At 65.6% G+C, this 23,879-nt stretch carries 22 protein-coding genes, 1 tRNA gene and 1 pseudogene; 18 read left to right on the top strand and 6 right to left on the bottom strand.

Annotation, left to right across the window (positions count from 1 at the left end; all coding sequences use genetic code 11):
* The 10 genes and pseudogenes from G0Q01_RS06405 to G0Q01_RS06450 all read left to right on the top strand — a co-directional run.
* A pseudogene (locus tag G0Q01_RS06405) lies at window positions 1-3,579 on the top strand (hypothetical protein); the annotation flags it as partial.
* A gap of 3 nt (window positions 3,580-3,582) precedes the next feature.
* Window positions 3,583-4,080, top strand: coding sequence for a tail fiber assembly protein (locus tag G0Q01_RS06410; protein WP_164213113.1), 498 nt, complete (start codon window positions 3,583-3,585; stop codon window positions 4,078-4,080).
* The gene (locus G0Q01_RS06415) at window positions 4,077-4,271 is read left to right on the top strand and encodes a hypothetical protein (protein ID WP_164213114.1); all 195 of its coding nucleotides are present in this window, start codon (window positions 4,077-4,079) and stop codon (window positions 4,269-4,271) included. The genes G0Q01_RS06410 and G0Q01_RS06415 overlap by 4 nt, the downstream gene beginning before the upstream one ends.
* 12 nt (window positions 4,272-4,283) lie before the next feature.
* On the top strand, window positions 4,284-5,357 hold the full coding sequence (locus G0Q01_RS06420; protein ID WP_164213115.1) for a hypothetical protein: 1,074 nt from the start codon (window positions 4,284-4,286) through the stop codon (window positions 5,355-5,357).
* A gap of 10 nt (window positions 5,358-5,367) precedes the next feature.
* Window positions 5,368-5,694: a hypothetical protein gene (locus G0Q01_RS06425; protein WP_164213116.1), complete on the top strand. Its 327-nt coding sequence runs from the start codon at window positions 5,368-5,370 to the stop codon at window positions 5,692-5,694.
* Complete coding sequence (locus G0Q01_RS06430) at window positions 5,691-6,017, top strand: hypothetical protein (RefSeq protein ID WP_164213117.1); 327 nt, start codon at window positions 5,691-5,693, stop codon at window positions 6,015-6,017. Before G0Q01_RS06425 ends, G0Q01_RS06430 begins: the two co-directional genes overlap by 4 nt.
* 59 nt (window positions 6,018-6,076) lie before the next feature.
* Window positions 6,077-6,691 carry a hypothetical protein gene (locus tag G0Q01_RS06435; RefSeq protein WP_164213118.1) on the top strand — a complete coding sequence of 205 codons (615 nt, stop codon included), beginning with the start codon at window positions 6,077-6,079 and terminating at the stop codon, window positions 6,689-6,691.
* Between the two features lie 183 nt (window positions 6,692-6,874).
* Window positions 6,875-7,678: an N-acetylmuramoyl-L-alanine amidase gene (locus G0Q01_RS06440; RefSeq protein WP_164213119.1), complete on the top strand. Its 804-nt coding sequence runs from the start codon at window positions 6,875-6,877 to the stop codon at window positions 7,676-7,678.
* Window positions 7,651-8,025 carry a DUF6527 family protein gene (locus G0Q01_RS06445; RefSeq protein ID WP_370526682.1) on the top strand — a complete coding sequence of 125 codons (375 nt, stop codon included), beginning with the start codon at window positions 7,651-7,653 and terminating at the stop codon, window positions 8,023-8,025. Before G0Q01_RS06440 ends, G0Q01_RS06445 begins: the two co-directional genes overlap by 28 nt.
* Window positions 8,026-8,112: 87 nt before the next feature.
* Complete coding sequence (locus tag G0Q01_RS06450) at window positions 8,113-8,481, top strand: hypothetical protein (RefSeq protein ID WP_235939748.1); 369 nt, start codon at window positions 8,113-8,115, stop codon at window positions 8,479-8,481.
* A gap of 391 nt (window positions 8,482-8,872) precedes the next feature.
* Here the strand turns inward: G0Q01_RS06450 and G0Q01_RS06455 are convergent, their stop codons facing one another.
* Both G0Q01_RS06455 and G0Q01_RS06460 read right to left on the bottom strand, forming a co-directional pair.
* Complete coding sequence (locus G0Q01_RS06455) at window positions 8,873-9,421, bottom strand: hypothetical protein (protein ID WP_164213120.1); 549 nt, start codon at window positions 9,419-9,421, stop codon at window positions 8,873-8,875.
* A 393-nt stretch (window positions 9,422-9,814) separates the two neighbouring features.
* A tRNA-Ile gene (locus G0Q01_RS06460) sits at window positions 9,815-9,891 on the bottom strand.
* A gap of 330 nt (window positions 9,892-10,221) precedes the next feature.
* Between G0Q01_RS06460 and G0Q01_RS06465 the strand changes: the two genes are divergently transcribed.
* Together G0Q01_RS06465 and G0Q01_RS06470 are read left to right on the top strand one after the other, a co-directional pair.
* Window positions 10,222-10,635: a universal stress protein gene (locus G0Q01_RS06465; protein WP_164196501.1), complete on the top strand. Its 414-nt coding sequence runs from the start codon at window positions 10,222-10,224 to the stop codon at window positions 10,633-10,635.
* A gap of 78 nt (window positions 10,636-10,713) precedes the next feature.
* Complete coding sequence (locus G0Q01_RS06470) at window positions 10,714-12,372, top strand: BCCT family transporter (RefSeq protein WP_164196500.1); 1,659 nt, start codon at window positions 10,714-10,716, stop codon at window positions 12,370-12,372.
* Window positions 12,373-12,436: 64 nt separating this feature from the next.
* Here the strand turns inward: G0Q01_RS06470 and G0Q01_RS06475 are convergent, their stop codons facing one another.
* Window positions 12,437-12,931: a GNAT family N-acetyltransferase gene (locus G0Q01_RS06475; protein ID WP_164196499.1), complete on the bottom strand. Its 495-nt coding sequence runs from the start codon at window positions 12,929-12,931 to the stop codon at window positions 12,437-12,439.
* Between the two features lie 204 nt (window positions 12,932-13,135).
* Between G0Q01_RS06475 and G0Q01_RS06480 the strand changes: the two genes are divergently transcribed.
* From G0Q01_RS06480 to G0Q01_RS06505, 6 genes are all read left to right on the top strand, one after another.
* Window positions 13,136-14,557 carry a deoxyribodipyrimidine photo-lyase gene (locus G0Q01_RS06480; protein ID WP_164196498.1) on the top strand — a complete coding sequence of 474 codons (1,422 nt, stop codon included), beginning with the start codon at window positions 13,136-13,138 and terminating at the stop codon, window positions 14,555-14,557.
* Between the two features lie 160 nt (window positions 14,558-14,717).
* The gene (locus tag G0Q01_RS06485; protein ID WP_164196497.1) at window positions 14,718-15,161 is read left to right on the top strand and encodes a TrgA family protein; all 444 of its coding nucleotides are present in this window, start codon (window positions 14,718-14,720) and stop codon (window positions 15,159-15,161) included.
* Between the two features lie 5 nt (window positions 15,162-15,166).
* A complete protein-coding gene (locus G0Q01_RS06490; RefSeq protein WP_164196496.1) occupies window positions 15,167-16,273 on the top strand; it encodes an NUDIX domain-containing protein in 1,107 nt (368 codons plus the stop codon).
* A gap of 59 nt (window positions 16,274-16,332) precedes the next feature.
* The gene (locus G0Q01_RS06495) at window positions 16,333-17,367 is read left to right on the top strand and encodes a cysteine synthase A (protein ID WP_164196495.1); all 1,035 of its coding nucleotides are present in this window, start codon (window positions 16,333-16,335) and stop codon (window positions 17,365-17,367) included.
* On the top strand, window positions 17,364-19,793 hold the full coding sequence (locus tag G0Q01_RS06500) for a DUF3772 domain-containing protein (protein WP_164213121.1): 2,430 nt from the start codon (window positions 17,364-17,366) through the stop codon (window positions 19,791-19,793). The genes G0Q01_RS06495 and G0Q01_RS06500 overlap by 4 nt, the downstream gene beginning before the upstream one ends.
* 9 nt (window positions 19,794-19,802) lie before the next feature.
* A complete protein-coding gene (locus G0Q01_RS06505; protein ID WP_164196493.1) occupies window positions 19,803-20,519 on the top strand; it encodes an alanyl-tRNA editing protein in 717 nt (238 codons plus the stop codon).
* Between the two features lie 22 nt (window positions 20,520-20,541).
* On the opposite strand, the gene G0Q01_RS06510 is transcribed toward G0Q01_RS06505, so the two are convergent.
* The 3 genes from G0Q01_RS06510 to G0Q01_RS06520 all read right to left on the bottom strand — a co-directional run bounded on the left by G0Q01_RS06510 (window position 20,542) and on the right by G0Q01_RS06520 (window position 23,821).
* On the bottom strand, window positions 20,542-21,489 hold the full coding sequence (locus tag G0Q01_RS06510) for a DMT family transporter (RefSeq protein WP_164196492.1): 948 nt from the start codon (window positions 21,487-21,489) through the stop codon (window positions 20,542-20,544).
* Between the two features lie 40 nt (window positions 21,490-21,529).
* Entirely contained in the window at window positions 21,530-22,261 is a 732-nt protein-coding gene (locus tag G0Q01_RS06515; RefSeq protein WP_164196491.1) for a DUF533 domain-containing protein, read from the bottom strand.
* A gap of 141 nt (window positions 22,262-22,402) precedes the next feature.
* Window positions 22,403-23,821: a YdiU family protein gene (locus tag G0Q01_RS06520; RefSeq protein ID WP_164213122.1), complete on the bottom strand. Its 1,419-nt coding sequence runs from the start codon at window positions 23,819-23,821 to the stop codon at window positions 22,403-22,405.
* Window positions 23,822-23,879 lie beyond the last annotated feature (58 nt).

The following is a 23,879-nucleotide window of genomic DNA, read 5'->3' on the forward strand; positions in this document are numbered from 1 at the left end:
GTGAAGGCGCGCTCCGAGCGCCTCGAGTGGCAGGAAGACGAGATCCTCGTTCTCGCCGATGGCTTCACCCGCAAGACGGCAAGTGAGCTCGAGACGCTCGATCTGCCCGGTGTGGTGGTGACCACCGAGGACGAAGACGAGGGCAACGTCTACCGGCTCGGTCGGTACCATCTCGCAACCGCGCTGAACCGCCCGGCCACCTACACGCTGCAGGTCGGCTGGGAGCACCTGCGCGTCACGCGCGGCGACAAGGTGCGCTTCGTGCATGACGTGCCGCTGATCGGCGTGGGGCAGGCGCGCATCAAGGCAATCACCGTGGGCGGCGACGGGTTCGTCGATAGTCTCGTCCTCGATGATGTTTTCGACATGGAGCAAGCCAGCTTCCGCATGCTGGTCCGAAACGTCGGCGGCAATCAGAGCTTCACCGCGTTTTCTCCGGTCGATCCCCAGACGCGCGTCTGGACGCCGGCCACCAATGTGGCGGCGGGCGACATTGCGGTCGGTGACCTGGCGATCGTCGAAGAGCTGATGCAGGAAAGCGTGGACCTCATTGTCACCAGCGTGCGGCCGAAGCCGGATGAGAGCGCCGAGCTGCAGTTGGTGGACGCGGTGCCCGCCGTCCTCGACGCGGACAGCGGGGCAATCCCGCCTTACAGCCCGGTAATCACCGAGCCGCGCGATCCGGCCACCGCAGGTCTGCCACCGGCCCCGGTGGTGATCTCGGCCTATTCCTCGAGCCTCACCCAGATCGTGCTGCCCGACCTGTCGGTGCGCCCGCGTATCGCGGTGCAGCTCGCGCCTTTCGTGACCGGTTCGGCGGCCGAGGGCGTAACCTTGCAGCTGCGGTGGTCCGACGCCGAGGCAGAGGCCGCATGGGTCTACGGGGAAAAGGTCGCCGCGGGCGAATACACCCTGCTGACGGGCGCGCTCGAGGAGGGTGAGAGCTACCGCGTCGAGGTGAGCGCGGTCGGGGCGGATGGGAAGACGCGCGGCTGGGTCTCTGCGGGCTCCCCTCTCGTCGCCAGCCTCACGCCGCCTCCGCCCCCGGCAATCACGTTGACTGTCACCCCGGCGACTGTGGCTGACGCCAGCGGCGCTGGTCGCCGCCCGGCGATACGAATTGCATGGAGCGTTCTCGGCAACACGACCCTGAGGGTTACCTGGCAGCTGCGGGTCAAGGCGACCGGCGCAGTGATGCAGACCGGGCTCTTCGCGGAGTCCTCGGATGGCTATTTGACAATTTCAGAGGCCATCCTCCCGAATGTTGAATACCAAGTTCGGGCGAGCTTTGTCACCGGGGCGCCGGCGCTTCGCACGTGGTCCGCGTGGTTTTCGGTTACCTCGGATGATCTTCGGATCAGCGCAGCCGACATCGCAGATGACCTTCGGGACCGGATCGACACGGCCTTCGAGCGGCATGATCAAGCGCTTGAAGACGTTGAGAGCGGCACGATCCGTGAGTTGCTGGATGCGATCGAGGGTAGTCTTGGCTCGCTCGACAATGAGACGTCGCTACAGGATCAGATTGGCGTGGAGCGCGACCGCCTCGATGTGCAGATCCCGCGCATCTACGAGGCGGAAGAGGCGCAAGACGACATCCTGCAGAGCCTGATGGACCTCAGCGAGGCGCAGTTCGCGACGGACACCGTCATCCGCGATGCGGGCATCTATGTGAGCCCCGAGGATGGCACGGTGAAAATCACCGCCGTCGAATACCTTGAGAACAGGTATTCGGATGTGCAGTTCAATCTTGACGCTGTGGAGAGCGAGCTGTCGCTGCGGGCTACCGTGGCGTACGTTAATCAGGCGCTCGCCGAGGCCGTGCTCGATCCGTCTCAAATTCCGCTGCTGGACGATATTACGCTGCGCCTGAGCAATGCGGAGGCAACGATCAGCGCTGAGGAAGCGCAGGTCCAGCTGCTGACCGATACGCTCACGGTCGAGGGCGGGCTGGTCACCATGAACACGGTGACGGCCGAGTTGGACAGCCTCAACAACGCGCTCGAGTTGCGGGTGACATCGGCCGATTTCGATGTTGTGGAGGCGCGCCTCTCGGCGGCAGAAGTGACGCTGACTGCGTTGCCGGACAATGCGGCCATCACCGAGTCGGTTGAGGCGTCACGGATTATCGGCAATGACCTAGCCGATGGGCAGCAGCTCTCCATTGTCGAAGCCTGGGCGCGCTTCACCGGAGATGAGGCGATCAGGACGGCTGAAGCGCAAGCGCGTGAGGACCTGCGCTCTTATATTAACGAGAATGATGAGGCGATCTCTGAGCGCGTTACCTTGCTCGATGTCGAGGTGGCGGACAGCCGAGCTCAGATTGAGCAGCGGCTTACCACGCAGGCCAGTGAGACGGAGGCGCTGTCAGAAAGCCTGACGCAAACACAGGTCGATCTTGCCGACGCAGAGACAGGGCTCGCGGCCACCGTCGAGACGCTCGAGGAAACCCGCGGGCGTGTCGAGAAGACCGAGGCGGGGCTTGCGGCGGCGAGCGAGAGCCGGACCTTCCTGCTCGCCTCGGTGCGCCAAGGTGAAGAGATGGAGGAGGCGCAGCTTGCGGCGGCCTGGGACGCCTTCAGCGAGTTGGAGGCGGTGAAGGCGGGCGTTGCGGTGGCTCTGCGCGAGCAGAAAGCCAGCGTGACGGAAGGGCTCGAAGCGGAAGCATCCGAGCGGCTTCTGCTCGGTGCGGCCCTGATCGATGCGCGTGCGGCGATCGAAGATGAAAGCCGCGTGCGTGTAACGGCGGACGACGCCCTAGCGTCGAGGGCGGCGGTGATCGAGGCCACACTTAATACCCCGGGCGGGGTGCTGGCTCGCATCTCGACGATCGAGGGCGCGTATGTCGATGCGGATGGCGCGGTGGCGGCGGTCGAGCAGAAGATCAGTGCCGAGTACGGTGACCTCGAGGCGCTAGCCGAGGCCACGGCCTTTGCCAAGGCTGGCTTGGACGGCATCGTCTCGGGCTTCGTCTGGCGGTTGAACGACCAGGACGTGATGGAAATGGTCAGCGTCTCGGAAGGCACCGACGGTGCGACCGTGACCTACCGTCTCGCTGCAGACTACGTCCACATCACCGGCCTCACGCAGATCGACGACGCGGTGTTGATCAGCCTCGCCGCGGCCGAGGCCTTCATCGGCGCGCTCGAGGTTGACACGCTCAACATCAAGCAGGGGGCCGTCGTAGTCCCCTCTCACGTGCAAAGCGCAGCGGTGGAGGCGCTCCCCACGACCTGGCAGACCATCGCGGTGCTCAACTTCGCGCGCACCGCCGGGGTCCGCACGCAGATTGAATTTGGCGGGCAAATGGCAGGGGTGCCGCCGTTCGCCGTCTATGGTGATGGGGCCTCGGCCGAATTCCGTGTCGTGCGCAGCGGCTCGGTATTTGCGGGCAATCTCTTCCATACCTCCGGATTCAAGGGTGCGCGCAATTCCTACAGCTTCACCGTGGAGGACACCAATACCGCCGGCGGGACGGTCACCTATTCTGTCCAGGCGAAGAATTACCCGCACAACCGCCACGATAAGACGGCGCAGATCATTTATCCGTGGCTCCGCGCCACCCAATACAAGCGGTGACGCATGGCGACCCCATTTTTCATCACAGATACGAACAGCGGCAATGCCCTCATCACAGGATGGGGCGAGGTGCAGGATGGCGTGACGCCGAGCGCGCCATCGGGGTTTTACGTGGTGACACCATCGCGAGCCATCTACGACGATTTCCTCGCGCGCTATGCGACCAACACGGCCGCGGGATACGGCTACCTCACGCCGAGCACCTCGCACTCTGGCGCCTACTTCGAGCTCTACTACGCCTATGCGAGTGGGCTGATTGCAGAGGCGACCTTTTCGGGCGGCATCCCACCCGCTTTCGGATCGCTTGCCGAGGCGGGACGTGAAGAACGCAATGCGCGCTTGCTCGAATGCGACTGGACGCAGTTGCCAGATGCCAAGTTGACGGCGGCGAACAAGGCAGCCTTCGCCACCTATCGGCAAGCGCTTCGCGACGTGCCGGCGCAGTCCGGTTTCCCCAACACGATCATATGGCCGACCAGGCCCGCAGAGGTGAAAGCATGAAGACCTTCCTCATCCTTGCCGCTCTTACGCTCGCCGCTTGCGGTGAGACTCGGCTGCCCACCCCGGAGCGGGAGGGGCGCGATCGGCCCCGCTCAGTTTCGGCGACGCAGCGCACCAAGGAATACGCGCCGGGACCCGGCGTCTCATTTACCCGAAACGATGACGGCACCGAGACCGTCACCTACTACTAGGAGGGCTAGAAAATGGCTTGGTACAGAACCGGCACGGTCAGTGTCACGAACGGAAGCGCGACGGTGACGGGGTCCGGCACGGCCTTCGTGGCCAACGTCAAGGTGGGCGAGGAATTCCGCCTTCTGGGCGGCGATGGCTATGAGGTCGCGGCGGTCGTCAGCGACACGCAGCTCATCCTGGCGCGCAGCTTTACCGGCACGAGCCAGAGCGGGCAAGGTTATGAGATCGTGCCCATTAAGGGCTTTCTCAAGGCGGCGTATGATGCTCTGACCGCAGCCATCGCGCAGTTCCAGACCTACGCGAACGGCGCACTCGCGGGCCGGTTTGGCGATGGCTCGGTCGGGGCGCCGGCTATCTCGTTCCTCTCGAGCACCGGGATGGGCTTCTACAGAGTTGCAGCGAACCAGCTCGGGATCGCCACGAACGGCATTCGTCGGGTGCTGCTGACCACCTCCGCGATGCAGGTGGATTTACCCATCACCGGCGTCGCCGCGCAAACTCTTGGCGGCATTTATTGCTCAGCTGGAGGAACGGCAAACGCGGTCACGCTCACCTATGGAATTTCCAGCCTGCAAGCCGGGCAGGAAGTGCGATTCCGCGCGAGCCAGACGAACACCGGCGCGACTACGATCAACCTCGATGGCAAGGGCGCGATTGCCTGTCGAACGGTGACAGGCGTCGCTCTGCCGGCGGGGTACATCCGCACCGATGTCCATACCGTGGCGCGCTACGATGGCACCTATTGGGTCGTGGAGCGAGAAGTGGAGCGCGGTCGCAATGCCAACGGAGAGTACACCAAATTAGCGGACGGCACGCTGATCTGCACGGCGCAAGCATTCTCTACGAGCGCATCCGCGGACGTCACCTGGACCTACCCGCATCAGTTCGCCTACCCGGCATCCCCTGGCCGTCCGGCGGTGGGGGGTACAGTTTCCGCGACCGCCGGGACGGCGTGCTTCCTGTCTGTCGGTGGCATTACCGGGCCTGGTGGGTTCGCAACGAGCGTCTCGATTCGCGCGGTCGATGTCTCGGGTGCGCGGCAGGCGCTTGATGCTTCCCTCATCGCAATCGGTCTCTGGTACTAAGGAGTAACTCATGAACATCACCCTTAGCCCCGTCGGCGGACGCGCGCCTCTGACGCTCTCCAAGGCGGGCGACGCTCTCACCGGCAACGGCCAGACGGTCGATTTCACCGACCTTCTGAACGGAGCCACGTTGCCCCGCGCGGCCATCTCCTGCGACTGGATCGCGGGTGACGTGACCCGCGACGCAGCGGGCGTTCTGACTGTGCCGGTGATCCTGCCGCATGGGTTGAACGCTCCCGAGGCAACCCGCTTCCCGACGCCAATTGAGGTGCTGACGGACGGCGAGGTCGCGCTGCCGCCTTATGACGAAACCAAATCCGAGGAGGCCGTCGTATGAGCAATATCGACTTCAGCCAGATGATCACCGCCGAAGCGAAGGCCGCTTCGGCCGAGGCGGCGCGCAAGGCAGCCATAGACGCGGCCATTCAGGGGCGTCTGAATGAGGTGGCTCAGGGCAGGGGCTATACCTCGGCCGATAGCCTCGTCTCCTGGGCTTTGAGCAACCAGGTGCGCTTCCAGGAAGAGGCCGCGCGTTTTGCGCTTTGGCGCGACGAGGTCTGGGTTATGGCGGTGCAGATGCAGGAAGCGAATGCCGAGATCACGGCGGCGGAGATCCTCGGCGCGCTGCCGGCGATCGACTGGGAGCGGCCGCTGATCTGAAGCGGCTTCACCCGCAAACGATCCAGTCCGCTCTCCGCGGGAACCACTTGAGGCAAGACATGAGCATAAAAGACTTCCTGCCGCGCGTCCGCACGGGCGCGGGCCTTGTCCGCGATTTCCTTTACCTCGTCGGTGTGGTGACCCCGATGATGCTGGTCTTCCTTTACGGCCTCTATGCCTACAATCGAGACTGGATCGTGGGTACGGTGAAAGCCGAGCTGGGCATAGACGGCCTGGCGACGGAAGGGGCGGTAACGCGCCTCGCTGACACAGTCGAAGGATTGGCCGAGGACGTGCGGCGCGCGACCGGTGAGGATCGGGTGATCCGGCAGCCGCAGGGGCTCTCCTATGTGGAAGAGCCGGTCTCGATCGGCGAGAACGTGGTGCTCTGGCTCACGGTGGCGCGCACTCGGCTTGGGAAAGACTGCCGTCTCACCGACTGGACGCCGCTCTTCACCGATAGCCGCAATGTGCCATTGGCTGGGACTCGCCCGCACCCGGGAAGCGTGCGGCGCCAGATCGGCGATGACTTCGAAAAGCTGCGCGTCGAGATGGTCCCGCCGCCCGGTCTCGAGCCGGGGCGCATCGAGCTTTATCTCGTGCTCGACTACGACTGCGCCGGCAAGCGCGTGCCGGATCGCACGGACGTGGTGACCTATCAACTGTTGGGGTGAGCGCGGCGCCCGGCCTCGTTTGGCCAGATAATCCCGCTAAGGATTGAATTTATGAGGCCTGAACTCTCTCGACTTGTGGGGTGGAGGGAGAAAGTCCGCGCCGCGCTCGGGTCTTAACTTAACGCTGAACTCAGCATTGTCACGCCCCGCCGCCGCGCGGGGCTTTTCTTATTGGAGATCGCAATGAGACAGGAAATCCGCGCCCTTCAGGCGGGGGCGAATGCGCTCGGCTTCGCGTCGGGGCGGGAGGATGGCTTGTGGGGGCCGCGCACCGAGGGAGGAATGCTCGCGCTGCTGGCGGCGCACAAGGGCCGCTGGGGTGATCCGGTCGAGCAGATGCATCAGGCGATCATCGATCTCGGCTATCTCTCGACGGGCCCGGTCAGCCGCGTCTGGACGCCAGAACTTGACCGCGGGCTTCGCGCCTTGGTCGAGGCCGATGGGCTGCCGCGCGCAGGTGCGATCGTCGAGGATGTCACGGTGTCGCCCGGCTGGGGCGGCTGGGTCTCGCACGAGAAGCAGCTGCTGCAAGGAACTGCTGGATACCTGGTCAGTCTGTTCGTGCTGCATACCACGGCGACCTCGGCGACCTGGTGGAAAGGCAAGTCGAACCGACAAATGTTCGAGGAGGTCCGCAGCTGGCACCTCGCCAACGGCTGGCGCGACATCGGCTATCACGGGCTGATCTTCCCGGATGGTGAGGTGATCGAAGGCCGCGCTTGGTCCGAGATTGGCGCGCATGTCATCGGCCACAACGCGGGCTCGCTCGGCTACTCGATGGTCCCGGTGAAGACCGTGACGCACATGGGCGCGGCCGAGGATTTCTACACCGCCGAGACTCTCGCGGCGATGCGCGCCGTGATCGCCAAGGCCTGCAGCGCCACGCAAATCCGCCGGATCGCCGGGCACAACGAATTCGCCAACAAGCTCTGCCCCGGCTTTAAGGTCGAGGACAGCGCGTGGGCGCCGCTGGGGTGGGTTGCCTGATGGCGCGGCTCGGTCGAAAGCTCCGCTCTCTGCAGGGCGGGATGGTCGCCTTCATGTGCCCCGGCTGCCGGATGATGCACCAGCTCGGAGTCGGGGAAGGCCCCGGCCCGCGCTGGGGCTACAACGGCAACCCAGACGCGCCGACCTTCTCGCCGTCGATCAAGGTGAAGGGCACCGAGCAACTCACTGATCAGCAGCACGCGGCCATCATGCGTGGCGAGCCGTTCGAGCCGAAGCCGCTGCTCTGCCACAGCTTCGTGCGCGAGGGGCGCATCCAGTTCCTGAATGATTGCAGCCATGCGCTGGCAGGGCAGACGGTCGATCTCCCTGACCTCGATCTGCCCTGATGCGCATCCCCTTCCTCGTGATTACCGACTGGCGCCTCGCGCTAGTCCTCTCCGCGGCTGCGTGCCGCCTTCCGAAAGGTACCCAATATGGACTTCCTCAAAAGCCTTCTCGCCAGCCCCGAGCTGGTCAGCGCCCTGGTCAGTCTGATCGTGTTGGTTGTGACGATGGGCGTCAATCGCGGGCTCGGATTCCTCGAAGCCTTCACCGGCATCAGGATCGAGGCGGCGGCGCGTGAGGCGTTGCACTCGGCCATCAAGTCCGGCGTCGAGGCGGCGCTGCTCGAGGGACCGGACGCCGGATTCGAGGTGATCAAGGCGCATGCGATCTACCACGCGCAGCAGTCCGTGCCGGATGCGATCGCGCGGTTGGTGCCTGGCGACGGCGTGCTGGATCGCCTGGCGCTGCGGTACTACCGAGAGGCTATGGATCGGGTCGGTGTGCAGATCCCGGCCTGAGGAGTCCGACGCCTGATGGACAAGAGCCCGGCCATCGCGCCGGGCTTCTCTTTTCTAACTCCCGGCATGAATGTGTCCCATGTGGACGCGCAGACGAACGGTGATCGCAGGCCGCACGCTCGGCGACCATGACTGGATGGTCTGCAAAGATCGCCAGCCGGTGGGCCGCGTCTATGCCACGTACATCAGCGACCCGGCGCTCTCGTGGCTCTGGGAGGTCTGGGGCGCAGAGCCGGGGCAGGGCTATGCTGAGAGTTTGGACGCGGCGCTAGTTGAGGTAAGGCGAAGATTCAGGTGATCCGATTTAGTCGGACTGCCGCACGCCGAAACTTGGCCTATTGCAAGGCTTTTGTAACCAAAATCTTCTTGCGCCAGCTTGCTAAGCTCAAAGTCAAACGTCATCTATTTCCTGGGATTTTTCAATTAAGTACATGGCGGCGTCTTGAAATCCCAGAGGGTTCACCGCGAATGATTTTGCTTTTAGTTCGACATCTTCTCCGGTTTCGGATGAAACTTCTGATAAGCAGTAAAGGATATTCGCTTGGTGGCGTCTTTGGAGAATTTCTAGCTGACGGTCGCTCGCCTTTGACTGATCAAGCATGGCGCGATCCCATGCTCTCTCTTTCTCTTTTTCAGAAATGTCTGACGGCAAGCCCCTTAGAGGGTGGTCGAATTGGGGTCTAGTCTCGGCGATACTGGAGAGAACTTCTTCACCCAAAGCCCTCCATCTGGCGGCTTTCGTTTTGGCGCTCTCAGAGTTTTTAGGCTTGGAGAAATGCGAGTAGGGCCAAATAACAGCAATACAAGCTATAGCGCCATCTATAACCAGAAGAGCGAGCCAATATTTACTAAGCACTTCTGGTGTGAAGAATTTTCCAAATAGGATAACGGCAAAGTTTCCAGATATGAACAGAAGGAGTTTGGGTATGTTAATCAACATGCTTAGTGAGTTTCGTTCTTAGGTTCTTTGGCGATCATCTACATACGCCACGGAAGAGTTTCGGTTTCCATGGCAGTAGTTTGTCCGGACATCTATCCGATTTTTTCAAGTCATGTTGCAAGAAGAAAAGCCTTACGAACGATCGGTCCAGCGCGGCCGCTTCAAGCTGGGGGGGTGGTGTCCGCCAGTGCAAGCAACGCTGACCGCATGGCGTATGGCATGTGCTCCACGCCTGGTGCGGTCGGTGTGACTGCGCGAAAACGCCCAATGCGGGCCAGACACGCATCGGAAATCGTGGTCCACATGCGATGTAAGCTATTGATTTCATATGGACCCTCTCGCCGGGTTCGTGGTCCACATTCGCATTGATTTTAAAGAGAAATTTGGGTGTTTTGGTAGGCCCGGCAGGACTTGAACCCGCAACCAAGGCGTTATGAGCGCCCTGCTCTAACCAATTGAGCTACAGGCCCACCGTGGCGCCTGAGTAGCATTCCCTCCGCGCCGGTCAAGTGGCCTTGTGGCCTGCCGAGGCTTGCCGTGGCGCCGGGGCCGGGCAGGGGGATTTCAACTTTCTGAGGATAGGTGCCTTTACCTCACGCAATTGTGCCCTAGGTCGATCCATATCGGCGGAACACCGCTGTCCAAGGGCGGCGTGCAGCGCGGCCCTGCGATGCTGGCGCGGGAAGGCCCGCGGGAGGCGTCGGACGTCCTTGGAGACTGCCGGGCAGAGGCCGTGGCGGTTCCCGAGGCTGGAATCTCGCAGGTCCGGGGAAGCCGGGCCGCCCAAGACGGAGGGACCTATGTTCAATCGCATCATGGTGCCGGTTGACCTGACGCATGCGGATCGGCTCGCGAAAGCGCTCAACGTGGCCGGTGATCTTGCCGCGCACTACGGGGCGCAACTCGTCTATGTGGGCGTCACTGCCTCGACGCCATCGTCGATCGCGCATACGCCCAAGGAGTACGGCGAGAAGCTCGCGGCCTTCGCCAAGGCGCAGGGCCTGGCCGCCGGGGTGGCGGCCGAGGCGCATCCGGTCACCACCCACGACCCGGCGGTGGATCTCGATCCGGCGCTGGTGAAGGCCGCGGAGGAGACCGGCGCCGACCTCGTCGTCATGGCCAGCCACATCCCCGGCATCGCCGATCATTTCTGGCCTTCCAACGGTGGAACCATCGCCTCTCGGGCCAGGGTCTCGGTCATGGTGGTGCGCTGAGGCCCGCGGGCCTTGGCGTATTGCCAAAGACAAGACTGTCACAACTTGAACTAAGAATGAAAAAAGGAGGGTCCACGCGTGAGTGACGCAGCAGAGACTGACACTGCGGACCAAGGGATCCCGGCGCCCGAGGGCGCGTCGGAGATTATCGAGACCGATTACGAGATCGGTCAGGACAATTTCGAGGCACAGATCGGCCCGTTCGGGCTCGACGTGCACAACCCCGTGTTCGCGATTTCGGGCGCCGTCGTGGTCGCCTTCGTGTTCTACACGCTGGCATTGCCAGAGCAGGCGGGAAGCATCTTCAGCTGGCTGTTCTCCTTCGCCACGAAGACCTTCGACTGGTTCTTCCTCGGCGCGGCCAATATCTTCGTGATCTTCTGCCTGGTGCTGATCGTCTCGCCGCTCGGTTCGGTCAGGCTTGGCGGCGCCGAGGCGTCGCCCGACTACGGCTACGCGGGCTGGTTCGCCATGCTCTTTGCCGCCGGCATGGGCATTGGCCTCATGTTCTTCGGCGTGCTCGAGCCGGTCTACCACATGGCGGTCAGCTCTCCGCTTGGCGTTCCGTCGCCCTTTGACGCTGATGGCAACCTGATCCCCGAGAACGTCGACGCCGCCAAGGCCATGGGTCTTGCCGCGACGATCTTCCACTGGGGTCTGCACCCGTGGGCGATCTACGCCGTGATGGCACTGGCGCTGGCGCTCTTCTCCTACAACAAGGGGCTGCCGCTGACCGTGCGCTCGGCCTTCTATCCGTTGCTTGGCGATCGTGTCTGGGGCTGGTGGGGCCATATCATCGACATCCTCGCGGTCTTCGCCACCCTCTTCGGTCTTGCCACGTCGCTCGGCTTCGGCGCGCAGCAGGTGAATGCGGGTCTCAACCACGTCTTCGGCCTGCCGATCAGCCCGACCATGCAGGTTCTGATCATCACCTTCATCACTGCGATTGCGCTTGTTTCGGTGGTGCGCGGCCTCGACGGCGGGGTGAAGGTGCTCTCGGAGATCAACATGGTGCTCGCTGCGGCACTGCTGGTCTTCGTGCTGCTGGTCGGCCCGACGATTCTGATTTTCAAGGACTTCCTTGGCGGTCTCTGGGCCTACATCGTCGACCTAGTGCCGCTGTCGAACCCCGTCGGGCGCGAGGATACCGACTTCGTGCAGGGCTGGACGTCGTTCTACTGGGCGTGGTGGATCAGCTGGTCGCCGTTTGTCGGCATGTTCATTGCCCGCGTCAGCCGCGGCCGCACGGTGCGCGAGTTCATCACCTGCGTGCTGATCATCCCGAGCCTTGTCTGCGTGCTGTGGATGGCGGTCTTCGGCGGCGTGGCCATCGACCAGGTGCTGAGCGATCCGGCCACCAGCATGGTGAAGGCCAATGTCATCGACAGCTACAACCCGCCGCTGTCGCTCTTTGCCATGCTCGAGGCGCTGCCGCTGTCGTCGATCACCTCGGTGCTCGCAGTCGTGCTGGTCATCGTCTTCTTCGTGACCTCCTCGGACTCCGGCTCGCTGGTGATCGACACGATCACCGCCGGTGGCAAGGTCGACGCCCCGGTGCCGCAGCGCGTGTTCTGGGCCTGTTTCGAGGGGGCTGTGGCCATCGTGCTGCTGCTCTCGGCGGGCGGGCTCTCATCGCTGCAGTCGATGGTGATCTCGACCGGCCTGCCGTTCACGCTGGTGCTGCTGGTGATGTGCATCGCCATCTGGCGCGGCCTGCAGGCAGAGCGCCGGCTCTGATCCGCATCGCTCGATGATCAAGACGCGGGCCCCTCGGGGCCCGCGTTTTGCGTTGCCAGCGCGGTCAGTCCAACCCGAAGGCGGGATGGAACCTGAGCGCGCCCCGCGGCAGGTCCGGGCCGAAGGGCAGGGCAAGGAGCACCTCGGGCGGTATGCCGTCAAGCTGCAGCCCCGGGGCCCGCCGAAATCCGAAATGCCCGTAAAAGGCCGGATCGCCCACCAGCACGACGCCGGGCGCATGCGAAGCCCGGACCTCGGCCAGCGCCGCGCGCATCAGGGCCGTGCCAATTCCCTTGCGCTGCCGCTCCGGCGTGACCGAGATCGGCCCCAGCCCCTGCCAGCCGTGGTGGCCACCGATCTCCACCGGCGAGACCGCGACATGGCCAATCAGCGCTCCGTTCTCCTCGGCAACGAGCGAGACGGTCAGCGCACCTGCGGCGCGAAGCCGCTCGATGATCTGCGCCTCGGTGCCGCTCGCCTGCGCGGCCGTTTCGAACGCCCGGGTGGTGAGTGCCAAGATCGCCGCGGCCTCCTCCGGTCCCTCGGTCCTGATGTGCATGGTGCTCCTCCCGCGGTTTGTGGGGCCTTTCGCCGCGATCTCATCGGGCAGCTTAGGCGCTCGCCCCCGATCTTGGCGCTGATCCAGTCCGGCGCAATACGCGTATTTGCAAAGAGATGAAGACGGCGGGTCCGTGCCAGAGTCCTTGACGGAACCGGCGGGCGGGCCAGTTTGCCCGCGAAACCCGAGGTTCCAGGAGGCCCCATGCACGATGTTTCCCCGACACTTGTCTGGTTTCGGCGCGATTTGCGCCTGTCGGATCATGCGGCGCTGAGCGCGGCGGTGGCGCGCGGCGGTCCGGTGATCCCGGTCTTCCTGCGCGACCACACGGTCGACGCTTTGGGGGCGGCGCCGAAGTGGCGGCTGGAGCGGGGGCTAGAGGTCTTCATGGCGGCGCTCGAAGAGGCGGGCTCGCGGCTGATCCTGCGGGCCGGGCCGGCGCGTGAGGTGATCCCCGAGCTGCTTCGCGAGACCGGGGCCGGGGCGGTCTACTGGCAGCGCGCCTACGATCCGGCCTCGGTTGAGCGCGACACCGACGTCAAGGCGCGGCTCAAGGAGGAGGGGATCGAGGCGGAGAGCTTTGCCGGGCACCTGCTTTTCGAACCCTGGACGGTGGAGACCAAACAGGGGGGCTACTACAAGGTTTACAGCCCCTATTGGCGGGCGGTGAAGGATCGCGAGGTGGCCGCACCCGAAGCGGCGCCCTCGGGTATCGCCGCTCCCGGCGAGTGGCCCGAGAGCGCGGCGCTGGCGGATTGGAACCTTGGCGGCGCGATGAACCGTGGCGCGGCGGTGCTGGCCAAGCATGTGTCCGCAGGCGAGCAGGCGGCGCAGACGCGGCTTGGCACTTTCATGCGCGACGGTGTTGCGGATTATGGCAAGGCCCGCGACCGGCTGGACGTGGACGGCACATCTCGGATGTCCGAGTACCTCAGCCTCGGCGAGATCAGCCCGGCGCGCTGCTGGCACGCCGGGCTGCGGGCGCAGGCCGAGGGCAAGGACGGCGCGGGCAAGTTCCTCGCGGAGCTCGCCTGGCGTGACTTTGCTTATCACCTGATGTGGCACACGCCGCATATCCTCGAGGAAAACTGGCGCAAGGAATGGCGCGCCTTCCCCTGGAAGGAGGACCGCCGGTTGCGCGAGGTGCGGCTCTGGGAACAGGCGCGCACCGGGATGGAGGTGGTCGATGCGGCGCTGCGCGAGATGTATGTCACAGGCTACATGCACAACCGTGCGCGGATGATCGTCGCCAGCTACCTGACCAAGCACCTGATGGTGCATTGGCGCATCGGCCAGGCGTGGTTCGACGATTGCCTGATCGATTGGGACCCGGCATCGAACGCGATGGGCTGGCAATGGGTGGCGGGCTGCGGGCCGGACGCCGCGCCCTACTTCCGCGTCTTCAATCCCGAGAGCCAGGCCGAGAAGTTCGACCCCAAGGGCGCCTACCGCCGCAAGTGGATCGCAGAAGGGCAGGCGCAGGCGCCGCAAAGCGCGCTCGACTACTTCGACGCGGTGCCGCGCAGCTGGGGGCTGGCCGGGTCGGACCCCTATCCCGAGCCCGTGGTCTCGGCCCGCGAGGGACGCGAGGCGGCGCTGGAGGCCTATGAGAACCGGGACTTTTGACTCCGAGGGGCATCATTATTTCATAAAAACGGCGCATTCCGGGCCAATCTGCTGTTGCAGGGTGACGTCGCCGCCCCATGGGCTGTCGCCATCTTGCGCCCGGGGGGCGCGCGGCGTTTATTGACAGCAAACAAGTAATTGGTGTTCGGGGAGTATTCAGATGACCACTGCTGCGCGCCTCGTGGCAGCGCTCTGCCTCGCGTTTTTGGCCTTTGTCGGGTCACGCTACATCATGACCCGCGTCATGCCCGAGACCACGGCCTTCGGCGGGTTTCTTTGGCTCAACCTGCTGCTCGGGCTGACGGCGGGCTGGCGGATCCTGGGCACACGGGTCGGACGCGGCATGGCCAACGGCATCTCGGCCGGGATCACCGCAACGGCCATGCTGGTGCTCTGGGGGATCCTGGCGCAGGCGATCTACGAGATGTTCCGGCTCGCCATGCGGCACCGCTACGACGGCCCGGCGGAGGCCTTCGTCGCGATTTTCGATCTGGCCCTTGATTTCGGGGCGCATCTGCTGGACGGAGGGTTCATCGGGCTGATGGTCCTGGGCGCGGTCCTGTCCGGCGCCCTGGCGGAGCTGGCCGCACGAAACTGGAGATAACCCGCATGAAGGTCTTCCTGTCCGGCGTACTGGCGGATCCGGCCCTGCTTGAGATCGTGCTCGGCCGCCCGGTGGAGACCCCTGCGACACGTCTGCCCGGCCACGCGGTGCTGGACCCGGAGGGCGGGGCGGACCGGCTGACACTGCTCTGCGCGGCGCCCGGGTCCGAGGCGGCGGGTCTGTTGCCCGAGCTGACCGAGGGCGATGTCGCGCGGCTGTGCTATTTCACCGGCTGGTACGCCGAAGACCTCGCCGAGATCGCCATTCCCGGCGAGGCGGAAGCGGTCTACGCACGGATCGATCCGGCGTCCGGCGGCAGCCCTTGGGATGCCGCGCGATGGCGCGCGCAGAACGCCACGCTCGGCTGCGAGATCGCGCGCGAGATCATGCTCGGCTACGGTCGGCGCCCGGCGGAGATGGTGCGCAGGATCCGGCCCTATCTCGCGGCCCGCGCTTGGTCGCGGGCGCTGGCGGCGCGGGAGACGCCCTGCACGCTGCGCTCGGACCGCACCCGCGAGGGCGCGGTGCGAATCCTCTCCGATCGCCGCGCCCACGACGGCTTCTTCGGGATGCGCGATTTCACGCTGCAGCACGAGCGCTTCGACGGCGCCATGTCCGAGGTGATCCACCGCGAGGGATTTGTCGCCTATGACGCGGCGCTGGTGCTGCCTTATGATCCGGAGCGCGACCTGGTGCTGCTGATCGAGCAGATGCGCTACGGGCCGCTTCTGCGCGAGGACCGCCACCCCTGGGTGCTCGAGCCGGTCGCGGGGCTGGTCGATGCCGGCGAAAGCCCCGAGGATTGTGCCCGCCGCGAGGCGGTCGAGGAGGCGGGGCTGCGCCTCGGCAGGCTCGAGCCGATGCTGCGGGTCTATGCATCCCCGGGGTATACCAGCGAGTTCTTCCACTGCTTCCTTGGCCTGTGCGATCTTGGTGATCATAATGGCGGGATCAACGGGCTCGACAGCGAAAACGAGGACATCCGCAGCCATGTTCTGCCGTTCGAGGCGGCCATGGACCTCGTCGAGAGCGGCGAGGTCAACGCCGGGCCGCTGGCGATGATGCTTCTGTGGTTGGCACGGGCGCGTGAGCGCCTCCGTTCGGCGGCTTGAGTTCACCCGGCGTCCGCCCTACACCTGTCCACCAACGAATTGACGAAGTGGAGATACCCATGCGCGTGGCACAGGATCTGGCGCAGGCGGTCGGACATACCCCGATGATCCGCCTGAAGAAAGCCAGCGAGATGACGGGCTGCGAGATCCTCGCCAAGGCCGAGTTCATGAACCCCGGCCAGTCGGTGAAGGACCGCGCGGCGCTCTACATCATCAAGGATGCGATGGAGAAGGGGCTGCTTGAGCCCGGCGGCACCATCGTCGAGGGCACGGCGGGCAACACCGGCATCGGTCTCGCGCTGGTCGGCGCATCCATGGGCTTCCGCACGGTGATCGTGATCCCCGAGACCCAGTCTCAGGAAAAGAAGGACATGATCCGTCTTGCTGGCGCCGAACTGGTGCAGGTCCCGGCGGCGCCCTACCGCAACCCGAACAACTACGTGCGCTACTCGGGCCGCTTGGCCGAGCAGCTGGCCAAGACCGAAACGCACGGCGCGATCTGGGCCAACCAGTTCGACAACGTCGCCAACCGGCTGGCCCATGTGGAAACCACTGGCCCCGAGATCTGGGAGCAGACCGGCGGCAAGGTCGACGGGTTCATCTGCGCCGTGGGATCGGGCGGCACGCTGGCGGGGGTTGCGGGCGCACTGCAGTCCAAGGGTGTGAAGATCGGTCTGGCCGATCCGATGGGCGCGGCGCTCTACAGCTACTACACCACCGGCGAGCTGAAGTCCGAGGGTGACTCGATCACCGAGGGCATCGGCCAGGGCCGGATCACCGCCAACCTCGAAGGGTTCGCCCCCGACTTCGCCTACCAGGTGCCCGACGCCGAGGCGCTGCCGGTGGTCTTTGACCTGCTCTCCGAGGAGGGTCTCTGCGTTGGCGGCTCGTCCGGCATCAACGTTGCGGGCGCGATCCGCATGGCCAAGGAAATGGGCCCGGGACACACCATCGTCACCGTGCTCTGCGACTACGGCACGCGTTACCAGTCCAAGCTTTTCAACCCGAGCTTCCTGCGCTCGCGCGATCTGCCGGTGCCGGGCTGGCTCGACCGCTCGCCCGCTTCGATCCCCGGCGTCTTCGAGGACGTATGAGTGCCCTGATCCGGCGTGTCCTTGCCGCCTGCGCGATGACTTTGCTCTGCGCGACCCTGGCGGTCGCGCAGGCACAGGACATTGATTACGCCACCTGGACGAAACTCGCGGATCAGGCCGACGGGCTGCTGGACGGCGAGGATGTCACCGTCAAGCAATACGAGGATCTGCGCAGCCAGATCGCGGGTTGGCGGGACAGTTTCTTGCGGGCCGAAAGTACCAATGCTTCGCGCATCGACACGTTGCAGCAGCAGCTTGACACGCTCGGCCCGGCCCCCGCCGAGGGCGAGAGCGAGGCCGAGGACATCGCCAATCGGCGGGCCGACCTGACCAAGCAACTTGCCGATGCGCAGGCGCCGGTGCGCCGCGCGCAGGAGGCCTACACGCAGGCCAACGGGCTGATCGGCGAGATCGACACCAAGATCCGCGAGATGCAGACCAGCCGCCTGCTGACCCTCGGGCCGTCGCCGCTGAACTTCCAACTCTGGGCTCCTGCGGCGAACGACGTGGTCGCGGCAGGCACGTCGCTGGTGCAGGAGGTGCGCGACAACTTCGCCTCCGAAAGCCAGCGCGCGGCGGCGCGCGAGAACCTTCCGGTGATCATCCTGCTGGTTGGCCTGTCGGGCCTTCTGGTGATCCGCGGCCCGGCGTGGGTGCGGCGGATCGAGGAATGGCTGCGGCGCCGCACACGCCGGGGCACTGGGGTCTGGCGCTTCGTCGCCTCGCTCGGTTCGATCGTGGTGCCGCTCGGCGGGCTGATCCTGCTGGTGGTGGCGGCGACGATCTCTGGGCTGCCGGGACAGAACCTGACAGTGGTGATGTACACCGTGCCGATTTGGGGGCTGGTGCTGCTCTACATCCGCTGGCTGGCGGGCGAGAGCTTCAACAGCGACGACGCGGTCGCCACGATGCCCCTGCCCAATTGGCAGCGCACCGAGGCCTGGCTCTATTCGTCGGTCCTCGCGCTGCTCTACGTGCTTCGCGGCATGGGCCAGACGCTCTCGGAGATTTTCAAATTCTCCGATGCGACAAACGCGGTGCTCGATTTCCCGCTGATCGTGCTCACGGCGCTGATGCTGTTCCGCCTCGGGCACATCCTGTCCGGGCTGAGCCGCAGTGAGCCCGAGGAGGGCGACGGCACGCTGCTCGAGGGCTCGACCTTCCGGATGCAGCTGGCGCGGCTGATTGGCCGACTGTCGATGCTGCTGGCGGTCTTCGGGCCGATCATGGCGGCGGTCGGCTATCACCGGGTCGGGCAGGGGATGGTCTTTCCCGCAGTGGTGTCGCTTTCGCTTCTGGCTCTGGTGCTGGTGCTGCAGCGCTTCGTCAAGGACCTCTATGAGCTGATCACCCGCAAGGATCCCGACGACAGCCTGATGACCGTGCTTGCGGGCGTGGTGCTGATCGTTCTGGCATTGCCGATGCTGGCGCTCATCTGGGGCGCGCGGGTCGCGGATCTCACAGAACTCTGGGCGCGCTTCCAAGAGGGCTTCCTGCTTGGCGACGCGCGCATTTCGCCGACCAGCTTCCTGACCATGCTGGTGGTCTTCGCCGTCGGCTACGGCGTCACCCGCCTGCTGCAGAGCGGGCTGCGCAGCTCGATCCTGCCGAAGACCAAGCTCGACATCGGCGGGCAGAATGCGGTCATCTCGGGGCTTGGCTACGCCGGGGTGATGCTGGCGGCGGTGGTTGCGATCACAGCAGCGGGGATCAACCTCACCGCGCTCGGCTATGTGATCTCGGCGCTGTCGGTCGGGATCGGTTTCGGCCTGCAGAACATCGTGCAGAATTTCGTTTCGGGGATCATCCTGCTGATCGAGCGACCGATCAGCCAGGGCGACTGGATCGAGGTCGGGCCCAATATGGGCATCGTCAAGGACATCTCGGTGCGCGCGACGCGGATCGAGACCTTCGACCGCACCGACGTGATCGTGCCGAACTCGGACTTCATCTCGGGCACGGTGACCAACTTCACCCGCGGCAACGTCGTCGGCAGGGTCTTCACCACCGTCGGCGTCGCCTATGGCAGCGACACCCGCAAGGTCGAGAGCATCCTGCTGCGCATCGTGCGCGAGCATGACATGGTGTTTCTCAATCCCGAGCCCTCGGTTGTCTTTGCACGCTTCGGCGCGGATTCGCTGGAGTTCGAGATCCGGGCCATCGTGCGGGACGTGAACCAGAAGATCAAAATTCTCTCGGACTTCAACCACGAGATCAACGCACGTTTCGTGGCCGAGGGGATCGAGGTGCCCTTTGCGCAGCGCGATATCTGGCTGCGGAACCCCGAAGCGCTGTATCCCTCCGAAGATCGGTCGCCGAAGGGCGGCGACGAGGGCACCGAGGATGACACGCCGGCGAAGCGGCAGGGCAAGAAGACCGGCGGCGGAGGCGATGCCTTTCCGACCGTCGGACCGGAAGACGAGTAGGAGAGCGAGTTGACGGAACGACTGTTCCTTGAAGACGCCTATCGCCGCGAGGCGCCGGGCGAGGTCATCGGGCTGACCGAGGAGGGCGGCATCATCCTTGATGCCTCGCTCTTTTACGCGACCAGCGGCGGCCAGCCCGGCGACAGCGGCCAATTGCGCTGGCCGGGCGGCGCGATCGAGATCGCGACGGCGGTGAAGGGCGAGGGCGAGACCATCGTGCTCGTCCCGGCCGAGCCCAAACCGCTGCCCTATGTCGGCGCGCGCGTTACGCAGGTGCTCGACTGGGAGCGCCGCCACAGGCACATGCGGGTGCACACGGCGCTGCACCTGCTGTCGGTGGCCCTGCCGCTGCCGGTGACCGGCGGGCAGATCAGCGCTGGCAAGGGCCGACTCGACTTCCTGATGCCCGAGCCACCCGAGGACCGGGACGCACTCGAGGCGATGCTGAACGAGTTCGTGGCCCGCGACCTGACGGTCTCGGAAAGCTGGATCACCGAGGCCGAGCTCGACGCCAACCCCGAGCTGGTCAAGACCATGAGCGTTCAGCCGCCGCGTGGCGCCGGGCGGATCCGGCTGGTACGGATCGGCGTGGGCGACGGGCAGATCGACCTGCAGCCCTGCGGCGGCACCCATGTCGCGCGCACCGGCGAGATCGGGGACCTGCGGCTCGGCAAGATCGAGAACAAGGGCAAGCAGAACCGGAGGGTGAACCTGCTGGTCGGCTGAACCCGTTCGGCAGGTTGGCGCGTCAGGAGAGAGGGGGCTTCGCCCCCTCGGCACCGCGCGCCTCGCTGCCGGGGTAGTTGGCCCTGGCAGGAACCCGGGCGGGTCTCGGGGCGCGGCGGCGGGTGCTCACGATGTAGAGCGCGAGGCTGATGACCACCAGCGCGCCGCCAAGCAGCATGCGCGGACTCGGCGCCTCGCCAAGGAAGGCCCAGACCCAGACCGGGCCAAGCACCGTTTCGAGCAGCATCAGCAGGCTGACGTTGGCCGCGGCGGTGTGGCGCGATGCGGAGCTGAGGCAGAAGAAGGAGACCGGCAGGATCACCGCGCCGGTGGCGAGGATCGGCAGGACATGGCCCCCGGTGAGTGCGCCCGCCGGCACCAGCGCCAGCCCGCAGAGCCCCGAAATCAGCGCGCCAGTGCCCATGGCGGGCATCAGCGGCAGTGTCGGAGCGTGGCGCAGCGTGACGAAGCTGAGCCCGAGGGTGAGCGCGACACCAAATCCGCAGAGCGCCCCCACGAGCGTGCCGGGGCTGGCCGCGAGATCGCCCTTGCCGCTGACCGCGAGCCCGATGCCGAGCAGAACCGCGCCCATGGTCATCCAGGTGGCGCGGCTGGTGGGCTCGCCGTAGAGCAGCCGCGACAGCAGCGCGGCGCAGACCGGCATGGTCGCCACCGCCAGCAGCACCACCGCGACGGGCGCCACCGCGATGCCAAGCGAGAAGAGCGCGGCATTGGCACTCTGGCAGGCAATCACCGTCAGCCCGGGGCGGGTCAGCAGAAGCCGCAGGTTGCGCGGGCCGCGTGTGGTCAGGAGGAAGATCGCCCAGAAGGTCGCCCCGAGCGCCAGCCCGCGCCAGGTCAGCATCGACAGCCCCACCATGCCCGACAGCCGCATCAGCAACGTGTCGGGCGTCAGAACGAGCGCGCCGAGGGCGGCGAGCCCAAGGCCGTAGAAGGGGTGTCTTTGCATACGGGCCTTCGGTCTTGGGGCCGGAGGACCGGCGACTGTGTCAGGCGTAGAGCGGTTGCAGGCCCATCTGCATGTGAAGCGCGTTCACCGCAGTTTCCGGCAGCCCCATCGCCTTGGCGAGACGATCAAGGTATTCGGCCTCGTTCGGCGTGTCCACCGTGATCGCCATCAGCGAAGCGGCGTAGACCTGGGTCTTCTGCGCATCGGGCGTGTCGTTGGCCAGCGCCTCGGGGTCGAGCTTGGCGCCCAGCTGCTCCTTGAGAAAGGCGATGTCCTCGGGCGAGGCGTCGGCGCCAAGCGTGTCGGTCAGCTTGGCCTTTTCGGCGGCGTCGATCTCGCCGTCGGCCTTGGCGGCCTGGATCATCGCGCGCAGCATCAGCCCGGCGGCGGTCTCGGCCTCGGGGGCGGCCTGCGTGGCGCTCATCTTGTCGAGCATGTCGCCGAGGTTCTTGCCGCCCATGTTGGCCGCCTTTGCCGCGGCCGCGAGCATCCCCGCGAGGCCCGTGCTGGCGGCCTGGCCGGCCTGATCCATGCCCGGCATGGTGCCGAGGCCGCTTTTCTTCAGTTGTTCCATGATGGCGCCAAGCGGGTTGCCGTTGCCGCCGAGCATCTTGCCCATCTGCGCCTGCAGCGATGTGCCGGGCTCTGAGCCGGGGATCTGGGCCTTGCCGCCGATCAGCGTGCCAAGGCCCTGGTCGCCGGAGAGACGGTCAACGCCGCGCGCGGCGGCATAGCCGACGGCAATCTTTGCCAGGGTTCCCATGAGACTCATCTTCGTGCTCCCTTCAACATGCGTGCCGAGGTTGATGTCGCCGCAAGCTTGCCGGATGCGGTGACGTTGGGGAAGGAAAATTCCCGTATGGGCGGATTTGCGCGCTTTTACGAAGGAGTTGCCGGTCGTGCCGGCGCCGGCTCATGTGCCGCAGAAGGTCGCTTGAACAACCTCCGAGGGCAGCGGCGGGCGGCGCAGCTCGTCGGCCTCGGGCTGATCCTCGTAAGGCCGCGAGAGCACCGCATTGAGGTGATGAAAGAGGCTCTCGTCGCCCTCCATCGCGGCGGCGATCATCTGCTCGACGCGGTGATTGCGCGGGATGAAGGCGGGGTTGGCCGCGCGCATCCGCGCTTCGGGAGCGCTTTCTCCGGAGATGCGCTCCTGCCAGCGGGTGTGCCAGGCGTCATAGGCGGCGCGGTCGGTGATTTCGTCTCGGGCCGAGCCGCTGGCGAGGGCGCGGAAGGTGTTGGTGAAGTCCGAGCCGCCCGCCTGCATCATCTGCAGCAGGTCGGCGATCAGCCGCGCGTCCTCAGGGTCCGGCGCGCCAAGGCCGAGCTTGGCATCGAAGCGGGTCAGCCAGGCACCCCGGATGAGGTTGGGCATGGCGTTGATGATCTCGGTGAACTCGGTCACCGCCGCATCTTGGTCCTGCACGAGCGGCACCATGGCGGTGGCAAGCTGGGCCATGTTCCACACGATGATGTCGGCCTGCGCCTGGTAGGCATAGCGCCCGTGCTGGTCGATCGAGGAATAGACCATGTCCGGGTGATACTGGTCCATGAAGGCGCAGGGGCCGTAGTCGATGGTTTCGCCCGAGAGCGTGCAGTTGTCGGTGTTCATCACCCCGTGAATGAAGCCGAGCGACATCCACTGCGCCACCAGCTCGGCCTGGCGCTGACAGACGGCGGCTAGCATCTCGCCGGGGGTGGTGGTCTCGGGGTAGTGGCGCGCGCGGGTGTACTCGTAGAGCTGCTGCAGCTCTGGGTACTGCTGGCGCGAGGCGAAGAGCTGGAAGGTTCCGACGCGGATGTGGCTCGCGGCGACGCGGGTGAACACAGCGCCGGGCAGGATGGTCTCGCGGTAGACGTCATCGCCGGTGCGCACCGCCGCAAGCGCGCGGGTGGTGGGCACGCCAAGCGCGTGCATCGCCTCGGACAGCACGTATTCTCGCAGCACTGGCCCCAGCGCCGCCCGCCCGTCGCCGCGGCGCGAAAAGGGGGTGGGGCCGGAGCCCTTGAGCTGGATGTCGCGGCGCAGGCCGGCCCTGTCGATCACCTCGCCGAGCAGCAGTGCCCGCCCGTCGCCGAGTTGCGGAGAGAAGCCGCCGAACTGGTGGCCGGCGTAGATCTGGGCGAGCGGGTTCGCCCCCTCGGGCAGCGTGTTGCCGGAGAAGATCGCCGCGAGCAGCGGATCACCCATGCCGGTGATGCCAAGGTCCCCGGCCAGTGCCGTATTGAAGGCGATGAGCTTCGGGGCGGCGACGCGGGCGGGCGGAACCCGTGCGTAGAAGGCCTCGGGCAGGCGGGCATAGCTGTTGTCGAAGGGGATCGAAAGGGTCATGACAGTCCAGATAGGCAGAGCTGGCGCTCCGCGAAAGGGGGGCTTGCGAGAGAGAGCG

The organism is Salipiger sp. PrR007, from assembly GCF_010499845.1.
Classification (GTDB): Bacteria; Pseudomonadota; Alphaproteobacteria; order Rhodobacterales; family Rhodobacteraceae; genus Salipiger; species Salipiger pacificus_A.